Here is a 26,385-nt window from a genome sequence, read left to right on the forward strand (position 1 = left end):
GCGCCCGGTACTCAGTACCGGAACGCTTCAGTTATTGCGGTTGTGTTGTTCCATCAAGTCGTAGCTATTTTTTAGCCTGAGTTCCGTTCATCCTTGCGCGTTCGACCCAGCAACGTTAATGCTGCCTCGCGAGCGTTTTTTCCGCAATACAATACCTGATAAATTTCCTCGGTTATTGGCATTTCGACGCCAACACGCGCTGCCAACTCCCGCACTTCTTTGGTATTGCGGTAACCCTCTACCACCTGGCCGATTTTCTGCTGTGCCGAATCAACGTCCGCACCCTGCCCCAGCGCCATGCCGAAGCGACGGTTACGTGATTGGTTATCCGTACACGTCAGGACCAGATCGCCGAGTCCTGCCATCCCCATGAAGGTTTCAGGATCCGCACCCAGGGCGCTTCCGAGACGAGTCATCTCAGCAAGACCACGGGTAATCAACGCCGTACGTGCGTTCGCCCCGAAGCCAATGCCATCTGACATCCCCGCGCCAATCGCAATCACGTTCTTCACCGCGCCACCTAACTGCACACCAATGAAGTCTGGATTGCTGTAAACACGGAAGCTTTTGCCGCAGTGCAGCAATTGCTGGAGGTCTTGAGCGAAGGTTTCATCCGTTGCCGCCAGTGCGATTGCCGTTGGCAATCCTGCAGCCAGCTCTTTGGCAAACGTCGGGCCGGAAATTACCGCTAACGGGATTTCGTCGCCAAGAGCTTCACGCGCAACGTCTTGCAACAAGCGTCCGGTTTCCGCCTCCAAACCTTTTGTCGCCCAGACGATACGAGCGTCTTGACGCATTAACGGTTTGATTTGACGCAACACTTCTCCGAAAACGTGGCTCGGCACGACAACCAGAATATTGCGGCTGGCAGACAGCGCTGTCGCTAAATCGCTTTCAAGGTGGAGAGTGTCAGGGAAAGGGACATCAGGAAGAAACGCCGCATTACAGCGATCGGCCTGCAAAGTAGCAAGGTGTTTAGGGTCATGGCCCCACAGAACAACGTGGTGGCCATTACGCGCCAGAGTGATGGCAAGAGCGGTGCCGTACGAACCGGCACCGATCACAGTCATTGAGGCATTAAGGCTTTTCATCAGGCATCCTGATGGTTTTCAGCACCTTCGCCGTTTTGCTGCTGCAGATAACTCATGAACAGCGCATCGAAGTTAACCGGTGCAAGGTTCAGCTGCGGGAAGGTACCACGAGAAACCAGGCTAGTGATTGCTTCACGTGCATAAGGGAACAGAATGTTCGGGCAGTAAGCACCCAGGCAATGTGCCATCTGCGGACCTTCGATCCCACCGATGGAGAAGATACCAGCCTGCTGAACTTCACACAGGAACGCAGTGTCTTCGCCCAGTGTCGCGGTAACAGTCACACGCAACACCACTTCATAGACGTCGTCTGCCAGTTGGCTGGAAGCGGTATCCAGATCCAGTTTCACTTCTGGCTGCCAGTCTTTCTGGAAAACGTGTGGGGCATTTGGTGCTTCAAAAGAAATGTCTTTGGTGTAGACACGCTGAATCTGGAAAGCCATTTCTGTGTTGTTTTGTTCTGACATTGTTAACCCTTAAAAAATTAATACGTCCTTAAACGGCAGTAAGCGACAAAAGGAGTAGCACTAGCGAAGTAGGGGATCGAGTCCACCACGAGCATCAAGTGCATACAAGTCATCGCATCCGCCAATGTGCTGTGCGTCAATAAATATCTGCGGCACTGTGGTTCGCCCACTGCGTTTAATCATCTCTTCACGCTTAACGGCATCACCGTCAATCGCTAACTCCTGAAACGTGACCCCTTTGCTTTGCAGCAGGTCTTTTGCGCGATGGCAAAACGGACAGGTTGCTTTGGTGTAGATTTCAATATTCGCCATGGTCTTCTCCAATGTGCCTTTCGATTTATTTACCGCGAACTAATGGCAGGTTTTCCCCGCTCCAGCCAGCAATACCTTCTTTAAGCAAGGTCACTTTCTCGAAACCGGCTTTGGTTAGCAATGCGGCTGATTCTTGAGAAGAAATACCATTGCCACAAACCACGATCACAGGCTGCGCTTTATGTTTTTCCAGCTCACCGAAGTTGCCACTTTTAATATCAGCTGGCAGCACATTCAATGAGTTAGCAATATGACCTTTACGGTAATCATCGCGTGAACGCACGTCGACGACAACGGCATCTTCTTTGTTAATGAGGCGTGTCGCTTCACCACGGGTGATGACCTTAACTTTGGAGGTTAAACCTTTAAAGGTCATGAAAAGTACGGCGGCAAACAAGCCAACCCACGCCAAACTAAGTATGGGATGACGACCGATGAATTGCATAATTTCTTGCATGGGGGGGTGTAGCTCCCGACTAAGTAATATGAAAAAACCAGGTGAGGAGTATACATTTGCGTTGTGCCAAATACAGCCAGTCTGCGTTAGGTTATGTAGATTCTGCGGACTGTTACGAAAAAAATTACCTTAACAACGTAAAACCGATCACAATCCAACCCCTTTCTTTGATCTTCTGCGGCTATTTACCCCGTGGGCTGTAGTAAAATTACGCAAATTTTGTCTTTGACTTAGAGGTTATCGCAATGTCAGTTACTAAAAAACCTATGGTTCTGGTGATTCTGGATGGTTATGGTCACCGCGAAGAGCAGCAGGATAACGCTATTCTGAATGCTAAAACCCCGGTTATGGATAACCTGTGGGCGCAGCGTCCTCATACCTTGATCAACGCATCAGGTATGGAAGTCGGTCTGCCAGACGGCCAAATGGGTAACTCCGAAGTGGGTCACGTAAACCTTGGCGCTGGCCGCATTGTTTACCAGGATCTGACTCGTCTGGACGTTGAAATTAAAGAACGTACTTTCTTCGCCAACCCAACGCTTACCGCCGCAGTAGACAAAGCTGTCGCCGCAGGTAAAGCAGTACATATCATGGGTCTGGCATCAGCCGGTGGCGTTCACAGCCACGAAGAACACATTCTGGCGATGATTGAGCTGGCAGCTGAGCGCGGCGCAGAAAAAATCTACCTGCACGCATTCCTCGATGGTCGCGATACCCCACCACGCAGCGCAGAGTCTTCACTGAAGAAATTTGCTGATAAATTTGCCTCTCTCGGCAAAGGCCGTGTTGCCTCGCTGATTGGCCGTTACTACGCAATGGACCGCGATAACCGTTGGGACCGCGTTGAACTGGCTTATGACTTGCTGACTCAGGCAAAAGGTGAATTCCAGGCAGAAACCGCAATTGCAGGCCTGGAAGCGGCATACGCTCGTGAAGAAAACGACGAATTTGTTAAACCAACCGTTATCCGCGCAGAAGGCGAAGCTGATGCCGCGATGAACGACGGCGATGCATTGATCTTCATGAACTTCCGCGCAGACCGTGCTCGTCAAATCACCCGTACTTTTGTTAACGCTGACTTCGACGGTTTTGCGCGTAAGAAAGTGGTTAACTTTGGTGACTTCGTGATGCTGACTGAATATGCAGCGGACATCAAAGCCGCCTGTGCTTACCCACCAGCATCACTGACCAATACCTTCGGTGAATGGATGGCGAAGCACGACAAGACTCAGCTGCGTATTTCCGAAACTGAAAAATATGCGCACGTCACCTTCTTCTATAACGGTGGCGTTGAAGAGCCGTTTGCTGGCGAAGACCGTATTCTGATCAACTCCCCGAAAGTGGCGACTTACGATCTGCAACCAGAGATGAGCTCTGTAGAACTGACTGAAAAACTGCTGGCAGCTATCAATAGCGGCAAATACGACACCATCATTTGTAACTATCCAAATGGTGACATGGTTGGGCATACCGGTGTTTACGAAGCGGCTGTGGCAGCAATCGAAGCGCTGGATAACTGTATTGCTCAGGTGGTTACCGCCGTTGAAAGCGTGGGTGGCCAGTTGCTGATTACTGCTGACCACGGTAACGCAGAGCAGATGGCTGACCCGGCAACAGGTCAGGCACATACCGCGCATACCAGCCTGCCAGTTCCGTTGATTTATGTGGGTTCCCGTAGTGTGAAAGCGGTAGAAGGCGGCAAGCTTTCTGACATCGCTCCTACTATGTTGAACCTGATGGGTATGGAAATCCCGCAAGAGATGACTGGCAAGCCGCTGTTCATCGTGGAATAATCCCTCCCCATGAGGGGAAAGGCGATTTTTTCAATAACATGGGCCGTGAAATCGAAAACGTTTTCAGTCAGGCCTATGATCTACGCCAGCGTTCTAAGCGCTGGCGTATTGTTATGCCCTTTTACCAGTCATGCCGACGATCGCGCCCAGTTGAAATCTATCCAGCAGGATATTGCGACTAAAGAACGCGCGGTACGCCAGCAACAGCAACAACGTTCCACGTTACTTGCTCAACTCCAGGCCCAAGAAAAAGCGATTGCTGAAGCCAGCCGCAAGCTGCGCGACACAGAAAATACGCTTGCCGATCTCAACCGCCAAATTGCCACCATGAATGCTTCCCTCGCAAAACTGCAAAAACAGCAGGCCTCGCAGGAACGTAATCTGGCCGCTCAACTCGATGCATCATTTCGCCAGGGCCAACATACGGGTATCCAGCTGATTTTAAGCGGTGAAGAAAGCCAACGCGGACAACGCTTGCAGGCTTACTTCGGCTATCTGAATGCCGCGCGTCAGGAAACCATCGAACAGCTAAGGCAAACTAAAGCGGAAGCGGCGGAGCAAAAAGCGAGCCTGGAATCGAAGCAAACCGAGCAACAGACATTGCTCTACGAACAACAAGCTCAGCAAACTAAGCTTGAAAGCGCACGTAACGAGCGTAAAAAAACACTCTCTACTCTCGAATCCTCTTTGCAGCAAGATCAGCAAAAGCTAAGTGAAATGCGTCAGAACGAATCACGTCTGCGCGATCAACTTGCCCGTGCAGAAGCCGCAGCCAAGGCGCGTGCCGAGAAAGAAGCGCGCGAAGCTGAACAGGTTCGCAACCGTCAAAAAGAAGCCACCAGCAAAGGCAGCACCTACAAACCCACCGAGAGCGAGCGTTCACTGATCTCGCGCACCGGCGGTTTGGGGGCACCTCGTGGGCAAGCATTCTGGCCCGTTCGTGGCTCAATCTTGCATCGCTATGGCGAACAGCTCCAGGGTGAGCTACGTTGGAAGGGGATTGTCATCTCCGCGGGTGAAGGCACTGAAGTTAAAGCCATTGCTGATGGACGCGTGATCCTTGCCGATTGGCTACAGGGCTATGGCCTCGTAGTGGTTGTTGAACACGGCAAAGGCGATATGAGTTTGTATGGTTATAACCAGAGCGCACTGGTTAATGTTGGAACACAAGTTCGCGCCGGCCAGGCGATTGCACTGGTAGGCAACAGTGGCGGTCAGGGCCGCCCGTCACTTTATTTCGAAATTCGTCGCCAGGGCCAGGCCGTCAATCCACAACCGTGGTTGGGAAGATAAGTTTTGCTTCAAATCCGTCGTGTGTTTTTCTCTCTCGTCAGCACACTTATGCTGACAACCCCCGTTTACGCCGGAAAACTGGCAATTGTGATAGATGACTTCGGTTATCGTCCTGCGCAAGAAAATCAGGTTATCGCACTCCCTTCTAATATTTCTGTTGCCGTTTTACCCAATGCTCCTCACGCACGCGAAATGGCAACCAAGGCACATAATGCTGGGCACGAAGTGCTTATTCACTTGCCGATGGCTCCGCTGAGCAAACAACCTCTGGAAAAAGACACCCTGCGCCCGGATATGAGCAGCGGTGAGATCGAAAGAATCATTCGTGACGCGGTCAATAAAGTGCCTTACGCCGTGGGTTTGAATAATCACATGGGTAGCGCCATGACATCCAGCTTGTTCGGAATGCAGAAAGTGATGCAGTCCCTCGGGCAATACAATCTCTATTTCCTCGACAGCATGACGATAGGAAATAGCCAGTCGATGCGGGCGGCTGCCGGGACTAACGTCAAAGTTATCAAACGTAAAGTATTCCTCGACGATACGCAAAACGAAGCCGATATTCGCTTCCAGTTTAATCGTGCCGTTGAGTTAGCGCGCCGAAATGGTTCAGCGATTGCCATCGGCCATCCGCATCCGTCGACCGTGCGCGTGTTGCAACAGATGGTGTACAACTTACCTTCGGACATTACTCTGGTGCGCCCGAGCAGTCTGCTTAATGAGCCGCAGGTTGATACCTCAAGACCCAATAACTCGCGTCCTGTGCAGCCCGTTAAACCGGCTGAACAACCCAGAAATCCTTTCAGCGGCGTGAAACTTTGCAAGCCTAATAAACCGCTGGAACCGGTGTATGCCACCACTTACTTCACGGTCCTGAGCGACAGCATCAGCCAAAGCACGCTGGTGAAATATATGCAGAATCAATGGCAGGGATGGAACACCGTTACTCCTCAGTCCTGATATTTCATATAAACCTGTGGCCCGAGCATTTATAATGCCGGGCAAATACTGACTTCAGAGATCCGGTCATCAATGGCGCAACAACGGCGTAAAATTCTCCTGCTGGATAATGGTAAAGAGTGGGGTGGCGGCACCAACAGTATGTTGGAATTGCTCAAACGTATTGACCGTCAGCGGTTTGATATCACGTGCTGCTTTTACTACAACTATGCGCGCGGAGAAGGCGAAACCATTGAGAAAGTGCTCAATAGCATTGAGATCCCTGTCATTTTCATCCCGCAGCGCAAACAGCCGGGTTGGGCAAAAGTCAGTAAAGAAGTGGCGCGCGCATTTTTGTTTTTCAGCAAAGCTGGGCGCAAAAAGATCACCGCGTATATTGATGCAAAGTGGCGAATACAGCCTAATGCGAAACGCATTCGCGAGTTACTCCAGCGTGATAAGTACGAAATTCTGTATATGAATAACCAGCCGGGTTCCAATCTGGAAGGTTATCTCGCGGCAGAGCCTCTTGATGTTGCAGTCGTTCAGCACTGCCGTATTGAGCCGGTGATGAGCCAGTCGATTACCAGAATCGTAAACCGTATCGGCGATGCCGTCATTGCTGTTTCTCATGGTGTTGAGAGCGTGCTGCTCAATCATGGGGTGAAAAAATCGCTGTGTATTACGGTTCCCAATGCCATTGATATCCACCAGCCACTCCCTTCAGGTATGGCGATACGTCGGTCGTTAGACGCTGAAGACGGCACATTTTTGTTTGGCAGTATTGGCTCATTAATTCCAAGAAAGTCCTGCCATCACACTATCGAAGCATTGCATCGCTTTCAATTGCAGCATCCCGAAGCTAAATGGAAATTTGTGCTGGTAGGTGAAGGTGCAGATCGCGAAAAATTAAAACGCCAGGCAGCAGAATACGGCTTTGCCGATCGGGTGATTTTTACTGGCTTCCGTAATAATCCGTTAGATTATTTGGCCGCGTTTGATGCCTTCATTCTTGCTTCGAAAAGTGAGGGATTGCCGCGCGTTGTTCTCGAATCCATGCTGCTCAAAACGGTAGTTATCGGTTCAAATGTGACGGGTACTGCTGAGTTAATCGACTCAGGTCGCACCGGTCTGCTCTACCCCTATGGCGATACCATTAAGCTCGCTTCGCAACTTCAGCAAGTGTGGCAAGATAGCGAATTACGTGAAGCTCTAATTCAGCAGGCTTACGTGCGCGTGATTGATAATTATGCGATCGAGCACTATGTTGCCGGTGTCGAAGCCGTTCTTGGCGCAGTAAAACCAACCCGGAATGAAAATGTTTAAATTTCTGAATGCAAAATATCGCCATATTACGGCGCGTCATAATATCCCTTATCAGGAGCCTGCAGCGGGAAGTGCGGCTGTGCCGGTAACATCGATTGTTATTCCTTGCGCGGGTGCGGATTACATCGAAGAAGGTTTGCTTTCAGCAACATTCGCGGCACGATTCGCGCCTGATGTTGAGGAGATCGTAATTGTTTCCGATCGCCCAGCCCTGGAGTTCGGTGAGCTTCCACCAAAAACACGAGTCGTGACGCTTGAGCTTGAACAACGTGAAGAAGGCTACCGTTACAAGCAAATCTACCTCAGTCGCTTAATCAAGCTGAATGCGCCTTTGCAAGCTCGCACCGACGGTATTTTGATGATCGATTCCGATCTTAACCTGCTGCAAATGCCACGTTTTAAAATCGAAGATCATCATATTTACTCCAGTTTCCGTCAGGGGAAAATGATCTCCAAGGTGGATAAAGCGCCGGTCGAAAAAGTCCCTGCGTATTACAAAGATACCGTTCGTCCATACATAGTCGATCACGTTAACGGGGCTTTTCTCGCAGCGTCGCGTAAAACCTGGCGTCGAATCTGCCCGTTATGGCTAACGTTATTCCAGGACACCTGGGAGCTAATGGATGATAGCCAGCCGCCGACTGACCAACTTCCTCTGGCTGCATTGCTGGATATGCTGGATATCAAAACGGTGAATCTGGGCGACTGGATGAACTGGCCAGTGTCCAAGAAAATTGGCGGTGTGCCCTCTGTTATCCCAAAACCGGTTGTCGGTGCACATGGCGGCTTCCCGTTATCTGAATGGCAAAAATATCTTGTCTCACCCGACAGTGAATTGCTGTTTAAAGGGCAAGATTACACCCGCAAAGTGCGGTATCTGACGGATGCTGAAAAGCTGACTGCCAGCGAATAATAAATATGAAAAAGGCCGGTATCCCGGCCTTTTTTAATCATCACAGATTGATTAATCCCAGCTGAGAATCACTTTGCCAGATTGCCCGGAACGCATCGCATCAAACCCTTTCTGGAAATCATCAATACCGAAACGGTGAGTGATAATCGGTGACAGATCCAGACCAGACTGAATCAATGCCGCCATTTTGTACCAGGTTTCGAACATCTCGCGTCCGTAAATCCCCTTGATGAACAAGCCTTTGAAGATGACTTTCGTCCAGTCAATTGACATATCTGACGGAGGAATACCCAGCATCGCAATACGACCACCGTGGTTCATTGTATCGAGCATGGTACGGAATGCAGGTGGTGCACCAGACATTTCCAGACCCACATCAAAGCCTTCAGTCATGCCCAACTCGTTCATCACGTCGGTCAGATTTTCTTTGCTGACGTTTACCGCACGGGTGATACCCATTTCGCGCGCCAGTTCAAGACGATACTCGTTCACATCAGTGATGACGACATTACGTGCACCCACGTGCTTAGCAACGGCCGCAGCCATAATGCCAATCGGGCCAGCACCAGACACCAGCACGTCCTCGCCGACCAGATCGAACGACAGCGCGGTGTGAACAGCGTTGCCAAACGGGTCAAAGATAGAAGCCAGGTCATCAGAGATGTTGTCAGGAATTTTGAAAGCATTAAAAGCAGGCAGGACCAAATATTCTGCAAAACAACCAGGACGGTTCACACCGACACCCGTGGTGTTACGGCACAGGTGGGTACGGCCCGCACGGCAGTTACGGCAATGGCCACAGGTAATATGGCCTTCACCAGAAACACGGTCGCCGATTTTGAATCCTTTAACTTCCTGGCCGATACCGACCACTTCACCTACATATTCGTGACCAACCACCATCGGAACCGGAATGGTCTTCTGGGACCATTCATCCCAGTTATAGATATGCACATCGGTGCCGCAAATTGCGGTTTTACGGATTTTGATCAGCAGATCGTTATGTCCCATTTCTGGCTTGGGCGCATCCGTCATCCAGATGCCTTCTTCTGCTTTCAGTTTCGCTAATGCTTTCATGACCGCTCCCTCAGGCGATAACGCCCAACTGTTTACCGATACGCGTAAATGCGTCAACCGCACGTTCAATTTGTTCTGTGGTATGAGCCGCAGACATTTGAGTACGGATACGCGCCTGACCTTTTGGTACTACCGGGTAGAAGAACCCAGTGACATAAATGCCTTCTTTTTGCAGTTCACGAGCAAAATTCTGTGCAACAACCGCTTCACCTAACATGACAGGAATGATGGCGTGATCGGCACCTGCCAGAGTAAAGCCTGCCGCGGTCATTTTCTCGCGGAACAGGCTAGCGTTCGCCCATAAGCGATTGCGCATTTCCGCGCCCGTTTCCAGCATTTCCAATACTTTAATGGAAGCTGAAACAATCGCTGGGGCCAAAGAGTTGGAGAAAAGATAAGGACGAGAACGCTGACGCAGCCACTCAATCACTTCTTTACGACCTGCAGTGTAGCCGCCAGAAGCGCCGCCCAGTGCTTTGCCGAGGGTGCCAGTAATGATGTCTACGCGATCCATCACATCGCAGTATTCATGCGTACCACGACCGTTCTCACCCACGAAACCGACCGCGTGAGAATCATCAACCATGACCAGTGCGTCATATTGATCGGCCAGGTCGCAAACCCCATTCAGGTTGGCAATAACGCCGTCCATTGAGAAGACGCCATCAGTGGCGATCATGATGTGACGAGCCCCTGCCGCACGCGCTTCTTTCAGGCGAGCTTCAAGTTCTTGCATGTCATTGTTGGCATAACGATAACGCTTAGCCTTACACAGGCGCACACCGTCAATAATAGAAGCATGGTTCAGCGCATCAGAAATAATCGCATCTTCCGGGCCGAGCAGCGTTTCAAACAAGCCACCATTAGCGTCAAAGCACGAAGAATAAAGAATTGAATCTTCCATCCCCAGGAAGCCTGCAAGTTTGCCCTCTAGTTCTTTATGGCTGTCCTGGGTGCCACAAATGAAACGAACAGAAGCCATCCCAAATCCGTGTTTATCCATGCCCTGCCTGGCGGCATCGATGAGTTGTGGGTGGTTAGCAAGCCCCAGATAGTTATTGGCGCAGAAGTTAATAACATGGCTGCCATCAGCAACAGTGATATCAGCCTGTTGAGCTGAAGTAATAATACGTTCTTCTTTAAACAACCCTTCCGCACGAGCGGTTTCAAGTTGGGAAGTTAACTGTTGGTAAAAATCTCCGCGCATTGTGATTCTCCAGGCATGGCATATTTCAGAACATATTACCCAAACCTATACCAGTAGACGAGATGACGCTTCAATGAAATTGGAATTTTCAGCATAAATCACGAGGTGCTTTCCAGTTTCGGGTTATTAGGAAAGACAATTCGGGTGATGGTATGATAGGAGTCATAAACGCGTGAGGTATTGGGCCTCATTGCCCCCTACTTTTTTAAGGTTACGCTTATGATCATTGTCACCGGTGGTGCTGGATTTATCGGCAGCAACATCATTAAATCACTGAATGATATCGGTCTTACGGATATCCTGGTTGTAGACAATCTGAAAGATGGCACTAAGTTTGCCAACCTCGTCGATCTGAATATTGCTGATTACATGGATAAAGAAGACTTCTTAATCCAGCTTATGGCCGGCGAAGAGTTTGGCGAAATTGAAGCCATCTTCCATGAAGGTGCATGCTCTTCCACCACTGAGTGGGATGGTAAGTACATGATGGATAATAATTATCAGTACTCTAAAGAAGTTCTGCATTACTGCCTGGAGCGTGAAATTCCGTTCCTGTATGCCTCTTCTGCAGCTACCTATGGCGGCCGTAACAGCGACTTTATAGAATCTCGTGAATATGAGCAGCCACTGAATGTCTACGGTTATTCAAAATTCCTGTTCGATGAATACGTACGTCAAATCCTGCCTGAAGCTAACTCCCAGATTACGGGTTTCCGTTACTTCAACGTTTATGGGCCGCGTGAAGGTCATAAAGGCAGCATGGCAAGCGTTGCGTTCCATCTGAACACTCAGCTGAACAATGGCGAGAATCCAAAACTGTTTGAAGGTAGCGACAGCTTTAAACGCGACTTCATCTATGTGGGCGATGTTGCCGCGGTGAATCTGTGGTTCTGGCAAAACGGCGTATCCGGTATTTATAACTGTGGTACAGGTCGTGCAGAATCCTTCCAGGCCATTGCGGATGCAGCACTCGCGTTCCATAAAAAAGGCAGCATTGAGTACATTCCGTTCCCGGAAAAACTCAAAGGCCGTTATCAGGCATTTACTCAGGCCGATTTAACCAATCTGCGTGCCGCTGGATACGACAAGCCATTTAAAACTGTTGCCGAAGGCGTAACAGAATACATGTCCTGGCTTAACCGTGGCGCTGAAACACAAAATCATTCAAGCAGTATCGAGGCGGCAACTGAGTGAATCCCCTGCAACATAGGAAACTATGTGACTGGGGTAAGCGAAGGCAGCCAACAAAGAGACAGTTTGAAGGATGATGTGTATGAAAATACTGGTGATTGGCCCGTCATGGGTGGGCGACATGATGATGTCGCAAAGTCTCTATCGCACGCTCAAAGCGCGCTATCCCCAGGCAATCATTGATGTGATGGCACCGGCATGGTGCCGTCCATTACTGTCACGTATGCCGGAAGTTAACGAAGCGCTGTCCATGCCACTTGGGCACGGTGCTTTGGAAATTGGAGAACGTCGTCGTCTTGGACACGCCTTGCGTGCTAAACGTTACGATCAGGCCTATGTGCTGCCCAATTCATTTAAGTCTGCACTGGTTCCGTTCTTTGCCAATATCCCGCAACGCACCGGTTGGCGCGGTGAAATGCGCTACGGGTTACTCAATGATGCGCGCGTTCTGGACAAGCAAGCCTGGCCATTAATGGTCGAGCGTTATATTGCTTTGGCTTATGACAAAGGCAAAATGCAATCCGCGAAAGATCTTCCCCAACCGTTGCTGTGGCCTCAGTTGCAGGTTAACGACGGGGAAAAAATGCAAACTTGTCAGGCTTTTAGCCTCGACGCCCAACGGCCGATAATTGGTTTTTGCCCAGGAGCTGAATTCGGACCGGCTAAACGCTGGCCGCATTATCACTATGCTACGCTTGCGGGCAAACTCATTAATGATGGCTATCAGGTTGTGTTGTTTGGTTCGGCAAAAGATAAAGAAGCAGGCAACGATATTGTTAGCGCATTGACCACGAAGCAACAGGCTCATTGCCGCAATCTGGCTGGTGACACCGCACTCGAGCAAGCAGTTATTTTAATTGCAGCATGCCAGGCTGTTGTTTCCAATGATTCAGGGCTGATGCACGTTGCCGCAGCTCTTAATCGCCCACTGGTTGCCTTATACGGCCCGAGCAGCCCGGACTTTACACCACCGCTTTCGCATAAGGCGCGAGTTATCCGCCTTATTAGTGGCTATCACAAAGTTCGTAAAGGCGATGCGGCGGAAGGCTATCATCAAAGCTTGATTGATATTACACCTGAGCGTGTGATGGATGAGCTAACCGCCCTGCTACTGGCGGAGAAGGAAGCGTAATGCGGGTATTGATTGTCAAAACATCGTCAATGGGTGATGTCTTGCACACGTTGCCTGCACTGTCAGATGCCATGCAAGCCATTCCTGGCATCCGCTTCGACTGGGTAGTAGAAGAAGGTTTTGCGCAAATCCCCAGCTGGCATCCTGCAGTCGATAAAGTCCTTCCTGTCGCGATTCGTCGTTGGCGTAAGAGCTGGTTTTCAGCCCCTGTAAAGGCCGAGCGTACCGCTTTCTACAGCGCATTAAGCGCCGAAAATTACGATGCCGTCATTGATGCTCAGGGACTGATAAAGAGTGCCGCTCTGGTGACAAGAAAAGCCAGAGGGATTAAACACGGAATGGACTGGAACAGTGCCCGCGAACCCCTGGCGAGTCTGTTCTACAATCGTCGCCACGCCATTGCGAAGCGACAACATGCCGTTGAACGCACCCGAGAGTTGTTCGCCAAAAGTCTGGGTTATCAGAAGCCTGAAAATCAAGGCGATTACGCAATCGCGCAGCATTTTCTGGCTACAGCTCCCGCCGATAGCGAGGAATATTTCATTTTCCTGCATGCAACAACTCGCGACGAAAAGCACTGGCCGGAATCACACTGGCGAAATCTTATTCAAATAATGCATGAAATGGGCTTACGTATTAAACTCCCGTGGGGTGCGGAACACGAGCACAAACGAGCAATCCGTTTGGCCGACGGATTTGATAATGTTGAGGTGTTGCCGCGCTTGTCGCTTGAACAAGTCGCCAAACAGCTTGCAGGGGCCAGAGCTGTTGTTTCAGTCGATACTGGACTGAGCCACCTGACCGCTGCACTTAACCGACCAAACATAACATTATATGGCCCTACCGATCCGGGTCTGATTGGTGGTTACGGCGAAAATCAGCATGAACTACGAGGCGCAGAGAAAAGCATGGCTAATATTACCGCTGCAGATACGTTTACCGCGCTCCAGAAAATCAGTCACATAGCAGCAGAATAACGATTAATGAGCTATCTATTCCTCTTTATCCTTTTTCTCCCGTTCAAGTTGTTCGGAAAACTGTTTTATAAAAAAACAGGCCGAAACTTGATGATTCAAACGGCCAAAATAGGGGACTTCGTCAATGTTACCTCTTTGCTCGGCTATCTGAAGCACAGTGATGTGTTAATCAGCAAAACCGTTCTTCCGCTGGCTAAGTATGATGGAACTATCGACACTATTTTTCTTATCGAAGAACATAAAAAGAGCCTTTGGCGTAAGTTTCGGCTGGCATTAAAGCTGTTGAATCGCTACGAAAACATCTATTTATTACAGCCTAACAGCACTAACCTTTTTTTTGCTGCAGTCTGTAATGCCGCAAACAAGCAATTCCTCTCGACTTACACTCGCCGCTGGTACCACGCTTTGTTTTATCTGACGGCGACCGGCGTTGTGGAACATAGAAAAGATCAATTAACCGTAGACGATTACCTTAAGCTTGCAGATAGAAACCTCACCTGGAAGGATGCGCCCAAGCATGCCACTTTCCCATTAAGAAAGCCCTCGACCTATCCAGCCTCACTGGATAAACAAAACGCAACCAAAATAGGTCTGAGTATTTCTGCAGGAAACAAATCAAAAACCATCCCTTCTGCAATCTGGAAGAGAATTTTTGATGTGCTAGAGGGGGTGAATTGCACTTATTACGTTTTTGGTCCCAAAAGTGAACAAGTATGGTTAGATGATCTCTACCGTGAAGTCGGTGCGCGGGAAGATATTGTGAGCCTGGTAGGTGAACTTCCTTTGGAAGATGTGCCTTTTGCCATCAGCAAAATGGATTTCTACATTGCATCAGACTCTGGAAATGTTTACATAGCCGATGCAGTAGGCGTCCCAATTGTTCTCATTTACGGACCATGCTGCATTGCAGAGCAAAGACCGTTGGGGAATGTGTTACTGATTGGAAAAAAAGAATATGAGAAATCATATATCTTTGAAGCACCTTATTATTTCGACCGAACAAGAGAAGAGATGTTTGCATTGAGTGATGATGATTTATCTGATATTTATCAATTTATTGCTAATCATCAGAATAATGGATAATAGGATAAGATGAGAGTCTTATGAGTACCTTAACGAAACAAATATATCGATATACGCACCCGAGAAGCATGCGTCATAATGAAAATTTATGGCCCTATGTCAAAATACAACGAGATAAATTTGGTGCTATCTCGGAATTATTCTATAAAAACAGTCAAATTCCACTACAGAACCTTTCGACTATCAAAGAAAGCTATAACGGGCGTGTTCTATTGACTGCAACAGGACCTTCGGTAAAAGAAATAGATTTTTCATCTATTCCTGAAATACCGACTATTGGAGTTAATGGTGCCTGGTATCTTCACAAAGAAGTGGTCTTCAATATTTACATCATAGTTGATATGACTTTCATTGATAATAGACCAGAAATTCTGGAGCAAATTATTGCTAATGATAATTTGACTCTATTCACTACAATGCATGGTATCGTTAAACTCATTGATAAATTCTCACTAAAAAAAATTAAGTGTAAACTAGCTGTTATTGAGGATAAATGCTATAGGATATTTGAGCACAAAATCCCAGAAAATAATGTTAAACAAATATTTCACTCTCAAACAGACATTATATTCCTCGAAAACTCAAATAGTATTGCATTCAATTATGACATTAGAACCGGAATATTTGATGCAGGAACAGTAGTTTATTGGGCGTTGCAAATCCTTACCTATTTAGGCTTCGATAAAATTTATATTGCTGGTTTAGATATGAATAATTTTTCCAGCCCGCGATTTTATGAAAGCCCAGACGATATTTTACCATCATTTCTTGATGATAAATTACACAACACCATTATCCCAGCATTCCAACTTGCCAGGCATGCACTGGATAATAAAAATGTTGAGTTGTTCAACTTATCATTAGACAGTGCAGTCCCTTCGAGTATTTTCCCAAAAATGGATTACCGTGATGCTTTTAACTAGTCCCCTGCGCACTGAAAAGATATATTCTCTTTTTTTTGTAGCATTTATGTTTTTTAGTGCTATATTCTGTAATGTTTCAAAAGTAAATCTTCTTTTTCATATATCACTAATCCTTTTTCTTTCTACACTTATATTCTCCCCACAATCTCGAGACAAATTCCTACGAGACAAGACATTTTTGAAAGGTTTAATTTTCCCGCTGCTATTTTTATTGTATTTTTCTCTATCTAACTTATGGTCACAAAATCCAGTAAATGTCAGTTCAACCTTAAAGCAAATGCTATACTTATTAATATTCATTTGTCTTTTCCGCCAAGCGGAAAGATTAGGTTATAAAAGATATGTGATGGGTGCCGTGTTTCTTGGTATGAGTTTATTATCTGTACTAACATTAATAATGGTCGACAAAACAATCGTCCTACAAAACCGACTAGAGAATAGCTTCCCATGGGCACCAAATAATGTCATTGACCTTGGTGGCTATATGGCCATTGGATTATTATGTGGTATAATATTTATTCGGGAAACAGGAAAAAATTGGCTCTATTTACTTTTCCCTATTTTACTTGCATCACTTCTTTTGACTCAGAGCCGAGGCCCGCTAATTGCCTTTACAGCAGCATTTGTGTTGTTATTCATAGTTAACCCACGCTATAAGATCAAACATATACTTTATGGGGTTGTGATTATTGCTGCTATTATGGCGATGGTATTTCTCACCAACTTTCATCATATCTTTATCGATCGTTTAGAAAGTACATATCAACAAAGTTTCATTCGCTTCGGTATATGGGAAAATACTTTAGAAGTAGCGAAGGAGAAGCCAATTTTTGGATGGGGTTATGATAAGAGCCTGGTCTTCGTAAACAGCATTGGCCAAAATATTTCCACAACCCACTCTATTTACCTGTCTTCGTTTTTAAAAGGTGGCATCGTTGGGTTTATATTACTTGCAAGTGTTATTGGCTATGGATTGTTGCAACTGCGCAAACACATACGTGCACAACAAAAAACAGAAGCATCCATCTTTATCTTTGCTTTGATTTACTATATGACTCAAGGAATGTTTATTATCGGAAACCCTCAAGAATTTTGGTTCTTATTCTGGTTCCCATTAGCAATTGTGCTAAGCATACCGATAAAAGAAAACTCATATCAATAATAATTTCACTGTTAGCCCCAGATACTCAAAATTAAATTCTTGAGTATCTGGCATTAATTACAACTACAGATTATCGGAGCAATTTTCTTTCTGTAGATAGTACTCTGCCAACGTCATTCCCCTGGTTCGTTCTGCGAGCCAGGAAAATAATTTTTCAAGGTCCTGATAAAGCAGCTCAATACTCGCTTCATCTTTAAATGTTGGACTACCGCCTGGCATAAATTCCGATGAATGAAGCATAAACTCCACGTAATCATTACCTTGAGATAAGGTTTTTTCGGCCACCGCTATCATTTGCTCAGCGTTACCGCCAGACGGACGCAGCCAGTTAACTGAAGGGCTGCGATATTTACCTCTTAACCGATCATAACTTTGTTTAAAGCTATTCATCAAAGCACTGTGTTTATACTGAATACTCATCGGTACCTCGAGAAATGCTGAGTTTCCTGTCTGATGAATATTATCCAGATCCAAAAAATAAGCCTGACTCGGGAAATGTTGATAATCCGTTCCACCAGTGCCTGCTGGGGAACCTTTCGCATTTCGCCAGTTCACCCTTGGTGTGACAGAGCAATCCACTTTGTAGCCCAACTCCACCAGCAATTTAGCGTAGCGGCTATCAAATGCCCAACGTCCTGCACGGTGGCTTAGCATTTTTATGCCAAATGTTTCTTCCAGCAAAGTGGTCATATAAACCACTTTCTCACGCATGATCTCATCACTGTACTCAATGAGATAAGGCTGCCACCGCCAGTCATCACCGGTTAAATCGTGATCAGGCGGACTATTCCATGCGTGTAAGTGCATGCCAACTTCACCCTGGCCACGCGCAATCACATCTTTAGCAAACTCGATAAAAACAGGATCCACAGCCATCTCATAGTTCGTCAGCCAAACCGGTTTAAACCCATGCTTTTCACATAAAGACTGAAAGCGAGGCAAAAAGCGCGCATTCTCAGTTTTGATTTGTCGGTGGTTTTGCCAGAGATTATCGCCTTCGGTATCAATGGTGATGATGAATGCAGGTTTGGTCATTTCCGTCTCTGAGATAAAGATGTTCACATCATGTTACGCAGCCTGCCAGATAAGGGCAAACCGCTTACGTTCAAATTTCTCACTCCTGAGCACAAATGTAGCAACCATACTCAAGGTCTATTAGAATCACTCTTTGGTTAATCACCTAAAGATGATAATGAATAACGCTTTGAATGATCTCGCGAACGTGCCCCCTGCTCGTATATTACTGATAAAGTTGCGCCATCATGGTGACATGTTGCTCATGACTCCAGTGATCAACGCATTACATCAAGCCTGGCCACAAGCAGAAATCGATGTTCTGCTCTATGAAGAAACGCGAGACATGCTAGCGGCGCATCCAAGCATTCATCATATTTATGGAATTGACCGTAAATGGCGCAAACTGGGTACGCGTCAGCATTTATGCAAAGAATGGCAATTACTCAAAACCTTGCGCGAGCAAAAATACAGCCTGGTTATCAATCTTGCAGATCAGTGGCGTAGCGCCATTGTTTCTCGCTTCACCGGCGCTCCTTCGCGAATCGGTTTCGACTTCAATAAGCGCCGCGGCTGGTTCTGGCAACATTGCCACACTCAACTCGCTTCAGTGTCCGGTCACCAGACCCTGCACACTGTGGAACAAAACCTATCCATTCTTACCCCATTGAATATTGCGCCTGTCAGGGACGTCACAATGAGCTATCAGCCTGACGACTGGCACTCTGTGCAGACGAAACTGCAAAGCAATGGGGTAGAAGCTGCTTATATTGTGGTGCAACCCACATCCCGCTGGTTCTTCAAATGCTGGGATGAGGGGAAAATGGCTGAAACAATCACTGCTTTGCAAAAAGACGGGCATACCCTGGTGTTAACCTCAGGGCCGGATAAAAACGAAAAAGCGATGATTGAAAAAATTCGTTCGTTATGTCCCTCAGAGCGTATTCATTCCCTGGCAGGAGAGTTAACGCTTCGTCAATTAGCGGCGCTGATCGATCACGCCCAGCTGTTCATTGGTGTTGATTCTGTACCCATGCATATGGCTGCCGCGTTTAAAACGCCATGCATCGCGCTATTCGGCCCTTCAAAACTGACCTTCTGGAGCCCGTGGGACGTTGTCGGTGAAGTTATTTGGGCAGGGGATTTTGGCGAACTGCCAGACCCTGACAAAATTGATACCAATACGAAAGAACGTTATCTCGATGCCATCCCGGTCGATATTGTTGTCGCTGCTGCAAGGAAACAGTTGTTATGAAGCGCTGCCGTCTGGCTATTGTCCGCCAAAAATATCGTCCCGATGGTGGCGCTGAGCGTTTCGTTTCACGCGCACTTGAGGCGCTTAGCGCCCATGATATGGAGCTCAACGTTATCACCCGGCAATGGCAAGGTGAGCGTCAGGATAACTGGCATATCCATATTTGCGATCCGATGAAGCTCGGTCGAATAAGCCGTGAAAAAGGCTTTGCTGACGCGGCAAGAACGCTATGGCAACGCGAGAATTTCGATATTGTTCAAAGCCATGAACGTATCGCGGGCTGTGATATTTATCGCGCGGGTGACGGTGTTCACCGCCGGTGGTTAATGCAACGCGCAAGAATTTTACCCTCATGGCGTGGAAAGTGGCTATTTCTCGACCGCTACCATCGTTATGTGATGCAGGCTGAACGGGCGATGTATCAGGCTCCTGAGCTAAAAGCGGTCATCTGTAATGCTGAAATGGTTAAAAGAGAAATTATCGAAGATTTCTCTATTCCTGCTAATAAGATACATGTCATCTATAATGCCATTGACTCCTCCCGCTTCGTTCCGGCAAATGAAGAACAGCGTATGAAGTGGCGTGATGAAATGTCTATCCCGCAAAACGCAGTAACTTTGGTTTTTGTCGGCTCAGGTTTTGAGCGTAAAGGACTGGCCAGTGCTATCAAGGCCATCGCAAAAACCGATCGCTATCTGATTGTGGTCGGGCAAGATAAAGCCGAGAAAAGCTATCGAGAACTGGCACAATCTCTGGGTTGCGTGAATCGGATACGCTTTATGGGAATGCAGAAAAATACGCTGCCTTTCTATCAGGCCGCTGATGGACTATTACTGCCAACACTATATGATCCATTTCCCAATGTGATTCTTGAAGCAATGGCATGTGGCTTACCGGTTATTACTTCCACCACTTGCGGTGGGGCTGAATTTATAACAACCGGACAAAACGGATACGTTTGTGATGCACTCAATATCCCACAACTTTCAGAAGCGGTAATGGCTATTTCTTCACGCTTTGTGGATGAGAAAATGGGGAGTTATGCTCGCGAACGCGTCAGGGATGCGACACCGGAAAAACTTTCACAGCAACTTATTTCGCTGTATCAAAACATACTGGATTAGACGATGCGTATCCTAATGATTATTGATGGTTTACCTGGCGGCGGCGCTGAGAAGACCGTACTGACCCTATCCAAAGGTTTAGTCGGAATGGGCCATCAGGTTTCCGTTTTCTCGCTACGTCGCGTCTGTGATTATGAGATCCCGGAAGACGTTGATTATCAGGTCGTTCTGGATACCTGTAAAAAACCCTGGCGCAAACTGACTGAATTGTCACGCCGAGCTGCGCTTCTGGATAGCGCGGTAGAACAAGCGCAGAAAAAAGGGAATTTTGACCTCGTCTTTTCTCACTTGCATAAAACCGACCGCATTGTTGCCCATACCAAATCAATTCCGCGTGAGAAGCTTTGGTACTGTGTTCATGGCATGTTCTCTTACTCATATCTTCAGCATCGACAGGGGTTCTCTCGCTGGCTAAAACGTAAGAAAATTCAAAGCGTTTACCAAAACAGCAATGTCGTCGCCGTATCTCAGGCGGTGCTGCAAGATATTACGAATGCATTCGATATTACGTTGTCCAATGGCACCGTTATCCATAATCCATTCGATATCGACGGCATATATTTAAAAGCTAAAGAGCCCTGCGAAATGACTGGGCAGGACTATTTAATCCACGTTGGCCGCTTCCATGAGCATAAACGCCATGACCGGCTGATCAGTGCTTATTCACTCAGTGGAATTCAGGCGCCACTTGTCCTGATGGGTAACGGCAGTGACGAGCGTATCGGCGAAATAAAAGCAATGGCCGCGAAAGCGGGTGTTGCCGATCGTGTGATGATAAAACCTTTCGTATCAAATCCTTACCCGTGGATTGCCAATGCGCGCATGCTGCTGCTTAGCTCCGATTGTGAAGGGTTTGGCAACGTACTGGTCGAAGCTCTGATTTGCCAGACACCTGCAGTGAGTACACGTTGCCCGGGCGGGCCGGCAGAGATTCTTACTGGTGAACTGGCTCGCGGCCTTTCAGGTATGAGCGCTCAGGAATTTGCGGACACCATGCTGGATATTTATAACAACCCACCCGTTATTGATACCACGACCATTGAGTCATATAGCATTGGTGCCATCTGCCAGCAGTACTTGTCTCTGGCAACGGAAGAAAGATAACAATATTTCCAGGTAATTTTATGCAACAGAATCCACGTCCACTCCTTAGCGTTGTCGTTGCTGTTTATAACGGCGAATCTTTTTTGGCGAAATTCTTTGCCTGTCTTGAGGCGCAGAACATCGACGGCATGGAAGTCATTATGGTGAACGATGGTTCAACCGATGGCTCCATGGCGATTATTGAGGCCTGGCGCAGCAAGTTTTCTGGCATGAAAATCCTTGAGCAGGAAAATCAGGGCGTTTCGATTGCGCGTAATACCGGGCTTGCGGTAGCAACGGGTGAGTACCTTTCTTTCCCGGATATCGATGATGACTTTAAGCCCGGCATGTATCGACATTTACTTGATTTAGCACTAAAAAATAACCTGGATGTCGTGACATGTAATGGGAATTACGTCTACGAAAACAACAAAAAACCTTCACGTCCCATCTTTCCACGAGACAAACTTAAGTCGACCGACGTCCTGAGTGGCCCTCAGTGGCTTAAACGTGCGTTGGATTCACGCAAGTTTCTGCACGTGACCTGGCTGAACCTGTATCGTCATGATTTTATTCGTGAACATGGCTTTATCTTTGAACCCGGATTGCGCCATCAGGATATCCCGTGGACAACAGAAGTATTACTTGCTGCGCAGCGTGTTCAATACACGGACGAGCAATATTACGATTACTACATCCATTCAGCCTCGGTTTCCCATAAACCCGATACTGATGACACACTGATTCGTTCAGCTCGTCATTACATGAAAATACTGGAAATGTTGGAAACCATTAACCAGCGTTATCCGGAAGCGGTAAAGAATATTCCAGCCTGTAACTGGCAAATCGCCAAAGAAGGTCTTGGGATCTTGCACACTTTCAACAATATGAAAGATCCGCATAAAAAGAAGATGATCATTCAGGAGTTTTTTGATCGCGGTATCTGGCGTCTGATTTGGAAAAATGCCCGCGGATTCCGACTACGCTGGCGCCTGGGCCGTCGTTATCTGAAACTGAAGAAAGCGACTCGCGTACCCGGTTGATAAACAGCTCTTAAGCGGGTGGTCGCATACCGCCCGCTACTTCTACAATTCAAGCATTAACTCATCTTAATACTAAGCAATGCCTTCGTGATGTTACCAAAACAATAGCTTTAAGCTTCCCGAATGCTTAGAATTTGCCCGCCGATAATGAAAATACGGAAAATTCGCTTGGAATCGTTGTATACCGCCCTGTTCTACCTAATTCAGCCATTTGTTTGGCTGCGACTGTTACTCCGTAGCCGTAAAGCTCCCGCGTACCGTAAACGCTGGGCGGAACGCTACGGCTATTGCCGTGGAAAAGTGGAACCCGATGGTATTCTTCTGCATTCAGTCTCCGTAGGCGAGACGCTGGCGGCAATTCCGTTAGTTCGTGCCCTGCGTCATCGCTACCCGACCATTCCCATTACCGTCACGACAATGACTCCAACAGGTTCGGAACGTGCGCAGTCGGCATTTGGGCAAAATGTGCATCATGTTTATTTGCCTTACGATCTCCCTTGCGCAATGAAGCGCTTTTTCAATACCGTGCGCCCTAAATTAGTGATCGTGATGGAAACTGAATTGTGGCCCAACATGATCAACGAATTACACCAACGTAAAATCCCACTGGTCATTGCCAATGCTCGTCTCTCTGCCCGTTCGGCGAAGGGATATAAAAAACTGGGCAAATTCACGCGCCGTCTGATGAGCAAAATTACCCTCATCGCCGCACAGAATGAAGAAGATGGCGGCCGTTTCATCGAGCTTGGTCTGAAACGCTCTCAGTTAACCGTTACCGGTAGCCTGAAATTTGATATTTCTGTGACCCCAGAGCTTGCTGCACGTGCGATTACACTTCGCCGCCAATGGGCTCCGCATCGTAAAGTATGGATTGCCACCAGCACCCATGATGGTGAAGAGAGCATTATTCTGGATGCTCACCGTCAACTGCTGGCCAGGTTCCCTGATTTGCTGCTCATTCTGGTGCCACGTCATCCGGAACGCTTCAAAGATGCTCGGGATATGGCTCAGAAGGCAGGCTTCAGTTACATCATGCGCAGCAGTGGCGAAAAACCGTCCAGCAGCACGCAAGTTGTAATTGGTGACACAATGGGCGAACTGATGATGTTGTATGGAATTGCCGACCTCGCCTTTGTGGGCGGCAGCCTTGTTGAACGCGGAGGCCATAATCCACTGGAGCCTTCAGCGCATGCCATCCCAGTTTTAATGGGTCCACATACCTTCAATTTCAAAGATATTTGCGCCAGATTGCAGCGTGCGGATGGATTGATTACCGTCACGGATGCCTCGTCGCTGGTGAGTGAAATCACTACCCTGCTCACCGATGAAGATTACCGTCTTTACTACGGCCGTCATGCTGTGGAAGTCCTTCATCAGAATCAGGGCGCTCTGCAACGCTTACTACAATTATTGCAACCGTACCTGCCGCAACGGAGCCACTAATGCCCAATCGTTTGTCAGTGGTCATGATCGCTAAAAACGCGGCAGACGTGCTGCCAGAATGCCTGGCTTCGGTCGCGTGGGCAGATGAAGTGGTTTTACTGGATTCCGGAAGTACCGATTCTACCGTTGAGATAGCCCTTCAGGCGGGTACGAAAGTTTTCATTAACGAAAACTGGCAAGGCTTTGGTAAGCAGCGTCAACTGGCACAAAACTACGCCAGTCATGACTATATTCTGATGATCGATACCGATGAGCGTGTGACGCCGGAACTGGCCAGCGCGCTGAAAGCCGTGTTAGATAATCCTCAGCCACAGGCAGTATACAGTATTGCGCGCCGCAACTTATTCCTTGGCCGTTTTATGCGCCACAGTGGATGGTATCCGGATCGCGTGACACGCCTCTATGCCCGTTCATGCTACCGTTATAATGATAACCAGGTGCATGAATCTCTCGAAGCACCCGGCGCAAAAGTTATCCCGCTCAAAGGGGATTTGCTCCATTTGACCTGCCGTGATTTCGCCAGCTTCCAACGTAAACAGTTAAATTATGCGACAGCATGGGCACAGGAGCGCCACCAACGCGGTAAACGAGTCTCCATTGCAGGGATTTTCGGCCACACATTGGGTGCTTTCTGTAAAACACTGCTGTTGCGGGCGGGCTTTCTTGATGGAAAGCAGGGCTGGTTACTTGCGGTGGTCAATGCACAGTATACGTTTAACAAGTACGCTGAACTCTGGGCACTGAATCAAGGCTACACGGAAAACAAAACTCTATGACCACTCTGGCGATTTATCCTGGTACGTTTGATCCCATTACCAACGGTCACCTGGACATCGTGACACGTGCTTCGATGATGTTTGATAACTTGATTCTGGCTATCGCGAATAGCCCGCACAAGAAAACCATGTTCACACTGGAAGAAAGAGTTCAGCTGGCCCAAGGGGTTATTGCACACCTGCCAAACGTTAAAGTTGTCGGCTTTAGCGATCTGATGGCGAATTTTGCTAAAACGCAAAATGCTAACGTTCTGGTCAGAGGGTTACGCACAGCGGCAGATTTTGAGTATGAGATGCAACTGGCTCACATGAACCGCCATTTAATGCCTGAACTTGAAAGCGTGTTCCTGATGCCGTCAAAAGAGTGGTCTTTTGTCTCGTCATCGCTGGTGAAAGAAGTGGCGCGTCACCAGGGCGATGTTGCGCACTTCCTGCCTGAAGCTGTCTGCAAAGCGCTGCTGGACAAACTCAAACAGGAATCCGCAGACTAAAATTTAGTGCTGGCAGTGGCGGCAATAAAACGTGCTGCGCTGCCCATGTTTACTGGTAACGATTGGCGCACCACAAACCCGACAGGGTTCACCTGTCCGTCCGTAAACCTGCAACTCCTGAGCGAAATAGCCAGGTTTACCATCTGACTGCAGAAAATCTTTTAGCGTTGTCCCACCCTGCTCAATCGAACGTAACAGTACCGATTTAATGGTTTTGACCAGAATTTCACACTCAGTGAGGGAAAGTGACTGGGCGGTGCGGTCGGGATGGATGCCTGCTGCAAACAGCGATTCACTGGCATAAATGTTACCCACACCGACCACCAGCTTGTTATCCATAATCCACTGCTTTATCGCCATTTTCTTTTTCGCAGACTTTTCACGCAGATACTCTACCGAAAACGCTTCGCTTAGCGGCTCGGGTCCAAGATGCGCCAGCACATTGCTCCCTTCTAGCTCTTTCGCCCATAACCAGGCACCAAAGCGGCGCGGATCGGTATACCGCAGGACTTTGCCATTGCTCATCACCAAATCGACATGGTCATGCTTTTGCGCAGGATAATCTTCAGGAAGAATGCGCAAGCTACCCGACATGCCAAGGTGGATAATAATCCAGCCATCAGGCAGTTCGAGAAGCAGATATTTAGCGCGACGCTGCACGCTTAAGACGGGTTTATCACTTAGAGCATGGATTTCATCGGAGACTGGCCAACGTAAACGCCCGTTACGCACGATGGCATGCAGGATAGTTTCACCCACCAGATGGGGTTCAATACCACGACGACTGGTTTCTACTTCAGGTAATTCTGGCAT

At 47.9% G+C, this 26,385-nt stretch carries 26 protein-coding genes; 18 read left to right on the forward strand and 8 right to left on the reverse strand.

Annotation, left to right across the window (positions count from 1 at the left end):
- Positions 1-71: 71 nt before the first annotated feature.
- Genes gpsA through WBL83_RS16525 form a run of 4 tightly spaced genes read right to left on the reverse strand, consistent with a single transcriptional unit; the run spans position 72 to position 2,327 of the window.
- The gene (gene gpsA / locus WBL83_RS16510; protein ID WP_424590171.1) at positions 72-1,091 is read right to left on the reverse strand and encodes an NAD(P)H-dependent glycerol-3-phosphate dehydrogenase; all 1,020 of its coding nucleotides are present in this window, start codon (positions 1,089-1,091) and stop codon (positions 72-74) included.
- Positions 1,091-1,558, reverse strand: coding sequence for a protein-export chaperone SecB (gene secB, locus WBL83_RS16515; RefSeq protein WP_139881178.1), 468 nt, complete (start codon positions 1,556-1,558; stop codon positions 1,091-1,093). Before secB ends, gpsA begins: the two co-directional genes overlap by 1 nt.
- Positions 1,559-1,618: 60 nt before the next feature.
- Positions 1,619-1,870 carry a glutaredoxin 3 gene (gene grxC, locus WBL83_RS16520; RefSeq protein ID WP_124022207.1) on the reverse strand — a complete coding sequence of 84 codons (252 nt, stop codon included), beginning with the start codon at positions 1,868-1,870 and terminating at the stop codon, positions 1,619-1,621.
- Between the two features lie 25 nt (positions 1,871-1,895).
- Positions 1,896-2,327, reverse strand: coding sequence for a rhodanese-like domain-containing protein (locus WBL83_RS16525; protein ID WP_424590172.1), 432 nt, complete (start codon positions 2,325-2,327; stop codon positions 1,896-1,898).
- Between the two features lie 245 nt (positions 2,328-2,572).
- Here WBL83_RS16525 and gpmM point away from each other — a divergent pair, with 245 nt between their 5' ends.
- The 5 genes from gpmM (at position 2,573) to WBL83_RS16550 (ending at position 8,591) form a co-directional block, all read left to right on the forward strand.
- Positions 2,573-4,120 (forward strand): 2,3-bisphosphoglycerate-independent phosphoglycerate mutase, encoded by a 1,548-nt coding sequence (gpmM, locus tag WBL83_RS16530; RefSeq protein WP_424590173.1) that lies wholly within the window; start codon positions 2,573-2,575, stop codon positions 4,118-4,120.
- 9 nt (positions 4,121-4,129) lie between these two features.
- Positions 4,130-5,413 (forward strand): murein hydrolase activator EnvC, encoded by a 1,284-nt coding sequence (gene envC, locus WBL83_RS16535; protein ID WP_424590174.1) that lies wholly within the window; start codon positions 4,130-4,132, stop codon positions 5,411-5,413.
- Between the two features lie 48 nt (positions 5,414-5,461).
- Positions 5,462-6,373 carry a divergent polysaccharide deacetylase family protein gene (locus tag WBL83_RS16540; RefSeq protein WP_424590175.1) on the forward strand — a complete coding sequence of 304 codons (912 nt, stop codon included), beginning with the start codon at positions 5,462-5,464 and terminating at the stop codon, positions 6,371-6,373.
- 72 nt (positions 6,374-6,445) lie between these two features.
- The gene (locus tag WBL83_RS16545; protein WP_424590176.1) at positions 6,446-7,678 is read left to right on the forward strand and encodes a glycosyltransferase; all 1,233 of its coding nucleotides are present in this window, start codon (positions 6,446-6,448) and stop codon (positions 7,676-7,678) included.
- Positions 7,671-8,591, forward strand: a complete 921-nt coding sequence (locus tag WBL83_RS16550) for a hypothetical protein (protein ID WP_424590177.1) — start codon at positions 7,671-7,673, stop codon at positions 8,589-8,591. Before WBL83_RS16545 ends, WBL83_RS16550 begins: the two co-directional genes overlap by 8 nt.
- Positions 8,592-8,642: 51 nt before the next feature.
- Here WBL83_RS16550 and tdh read toward each other — a convergent pair whose 3' ends face one another.
- Positions 8,643-9,668 carry an L-threonine 3-dehydrogenase gene (gene tdh, locus WBL83_RS16555; protein WP_424590178.1) on the reverse strand — a complete coding sequence of 342 codons (1,026 nt, stop codon included), beginning with the start codon at positions 9,666-9,668 and terminating at the stop codon, positions 8,643-8,645.
- Between the two features lie 10 nt (positions 9,669-9,678).
- Positions 9,679-10,875, reverse strand: a complete 1,197-nt coding sequence (gene kbl / locus WBL83_RS16560) for a glycine C-acetyltransferase (RefSeq protein WP_424590179.1) — start codon at positions 10,873-10,875, stop codon at positions 9,679-9,681.
- 219 nt (positions 10,876-11,094) lie between these two features.
- Here kbl and rfaD point away from each other — a divergent pair, with 219 nt between their 5' ends.
- The 6 genes from rfaD (at position 11,095) to WBL83_RS16590 (ending at position 17,343) form a co-directional block, all read left to right on the forward strand.
- Positions 11,095-12,069: an ADP-glyceromanno-heptose 6-epimerase gene (gene rfaD, locus WBL83_RS16565; protein ID WP_424590180.1), complete on the forward strand. Its 975-nt coding sequence runs from the start codon at positions 11,095-11,097 to the stop codon at positions 12,067-12,069.
- A 79-nt stretch (positions 12,070-12,148) separates the two neighbouring features.
- Positions 12,149-13,198 carry an ADP-heptose--LPS heptosyltransferase RfaF gene (gene rfaF, locus WBL83_RS16570; RefSeq protein WP_424590181.1) on the forward strand — a complete coding sequence of 350 codons (1,050 nt, stop codon included), beginning with the start codon at positions 12,149-12,151 and terminating at the stop codon, positions 13,196-13,198.
- On the forward strand, positions 13,198-14,175 hold the full coding sequence (rfaC, locus tag WBL83_RS16575) for a lipopolysaccharide heptosyltransferase RfaC (RefSeq protein ID WP_424590182.1): 978 nt from the start codon (positions 13,198-13,200) through the stop codon (positions 14,173-14,175). Before rfaF ends, rfaC begins: the two co-directional genes overlap by 1 nt.
- A gap of 6 nt (positions 14,176-14,181) precedes the next feature.
- On the forward strand, positions 14,182-15,258 hold the full coding sequence (locus WBL83_RS16580; RefSeq protein WP_424590183.1) for a glycosyltransferase family 9 protein: 1,077 nt from the start codon (positions 14,182-14,184) through the stop codon (positions 15,256-15,258).
- 20 nt (positions 15,259-15,278) lie between these two features.
- Positions 15,279-16,181, forward strand: coding sequence for a sugar glycosyltransferase (locus tag WBL83_RS16585; protein WP_424590184.1), 903 nt, complete (start codon positions 15,279-15,281; stop codon positions 16,179-16,181).
- The gene (locus tag WBL83_RS16590; protein WP_424590224.1) at positions 16,168-17,343 is read left to right on the forward strand and encodes an O-antigen ligase family protein; all 1,176 of its coding nucleotides are present in this window, start codon (positions 16,168-16,170) and stop codon (positions 17,341-17,343) included. The genes WBL83_RS16585 and WBL83_RS16590 overlap by 14 nt, the downstream gene beginning before the upstream one ends.
- A gap of 63 nt (positions 17,344-17,406) precedes the next feature.
- On the opposite strand, the gene WBL83_RS16595 is transcribed toward WBL83_RS16590, so the two are convergent.
- Positions 17,407-18,378: a polysaccharide deacetylase family protein gene (locus WBL83_RS16595; protein ID WP_424590185.1), complete on the reverse strand. Its 972-nt coding sequence runs from the start codon at positions 18,376-18,378 to the stop codon at positions 17,407-17,409.
- Between the two features lie 157 nt (positions 18,379-18,535).
- On the opposite strand from WBL83_RS16595, the gene rfaQ reads away from it, so the two are divergent.
- The 7 genes from rfaQ to coaD all read left to right on the forward strand — a co-directional run bounded on the left by rfaQ (position 18,536) and on the right by coaD (position 25,572).
- Positions 18,536-19,612: a putative lipopolysaccharide heptosyltransferase III gene (gene rfaQ / locus WBL83_RS16600; protein WP_424590186.1), complete on the forward strand. Its 1,077-nt coding sequence runs from the start codon at positions 18,536-18,538 to the stop codon at positions 19,610-19,612.
- On the forward strand, positions 19,609-20,736 hold the full coding sequence (locus WBL83_RS16605) for a glycosyltransferase family 4 protein (RefSeq protein ID WP_424590187.1): 1,128 nt from the start codon (positions 19,609-19,611) through the stop codon (positions 20,734-20,736). The genes rfaQ and WBL83_RS16605 overlap by 4 nt, the downstream gene beginning before the upstream one ends.
- A 3-nt stretch (positions 20,737-20,739) precedes the next feature.
- A complete protein-coding gene (locus WBL83_RS16610; protein WP_424590188.1) occupies positions 20,740-21,840 on the forward strand; it encodes a glycosyltransferase in 1,101 nt (366 codons plus the stop codon).
- Positions 21,841-21,860: 20 nt separating this feature from the next.
- Positions 21,861-22,862, forward strand: coding sequence for a glycosyltransferase (locus tag WBL83_RS16615; protein ID WP_424590189.1), 1,002 nt, complete (start codon positions 21,861-21,863; stop codon positions 22,860-22,862).
- 168 nt (positions 22,863-23,030) lie between these two features.
- A complete protein-coding gene (gene waaA, locus WBL83_RS16620) occupies positions 23,031-24,305 on the forward strand; it encodes a lipid IV(A) 3-deoxy-D-manno-octulosonic acid transferase (RefSeq protein WP_424590190.1) in 1,275 nt (424 codons plus the stop codon).
- Entirely contained in the window at positions 24,305-25,081 is a 777-nt protein-coding gene (locus WBL83_RS16625) for a glycosyltransferase family 2 protein (protein WP_424590191.1), read from the forward strand. Before waaA ends, WBL83_RS16625 begins: the two co-directional genes overlap by 1 nt.
- Complete coding sequence (gene coaD / locus WBL83_RS16630; RefSeq protein WP_424590192.1) at positions 25,078-25,572, forward strand: pantetheine-phosphate adenylyltransferase; 495 nt, start codon at positions 25,078-25,080, stop codon at positions 25,570-25,572. Before WBL83_RS16625 ends, coaD begins: the two co-directional genes overlap by 4 nt.
- Before the next feature lie 3 nt (positions 25,573-25,575).
- On the opposite strand, the gene mutM is transcribed toward coaD, so the two are convergent.
- A complete protein-coding gene (mutM, locus tag WBL83_RS16635; RefSeq protein ID WP_424590193.1) occupies positions 25,576-26,385 on the reverse strand; it encodes a bifunctional DNA-formamidopyrimidine glycosylase/DNA-(apurinic or apyrimidinic site) lyase in 810 nt (269 codons plus the stop codon).

Source organism: Buttiauxella sp. (assembly GCF_049686335.1).
Taxonomy (GTDB): domain Bacteria; phylum Pseudomonadota; class Gammaproteobacteria; order Enterobacterales; family Enterobacteriaceae; genus Buttiauxella.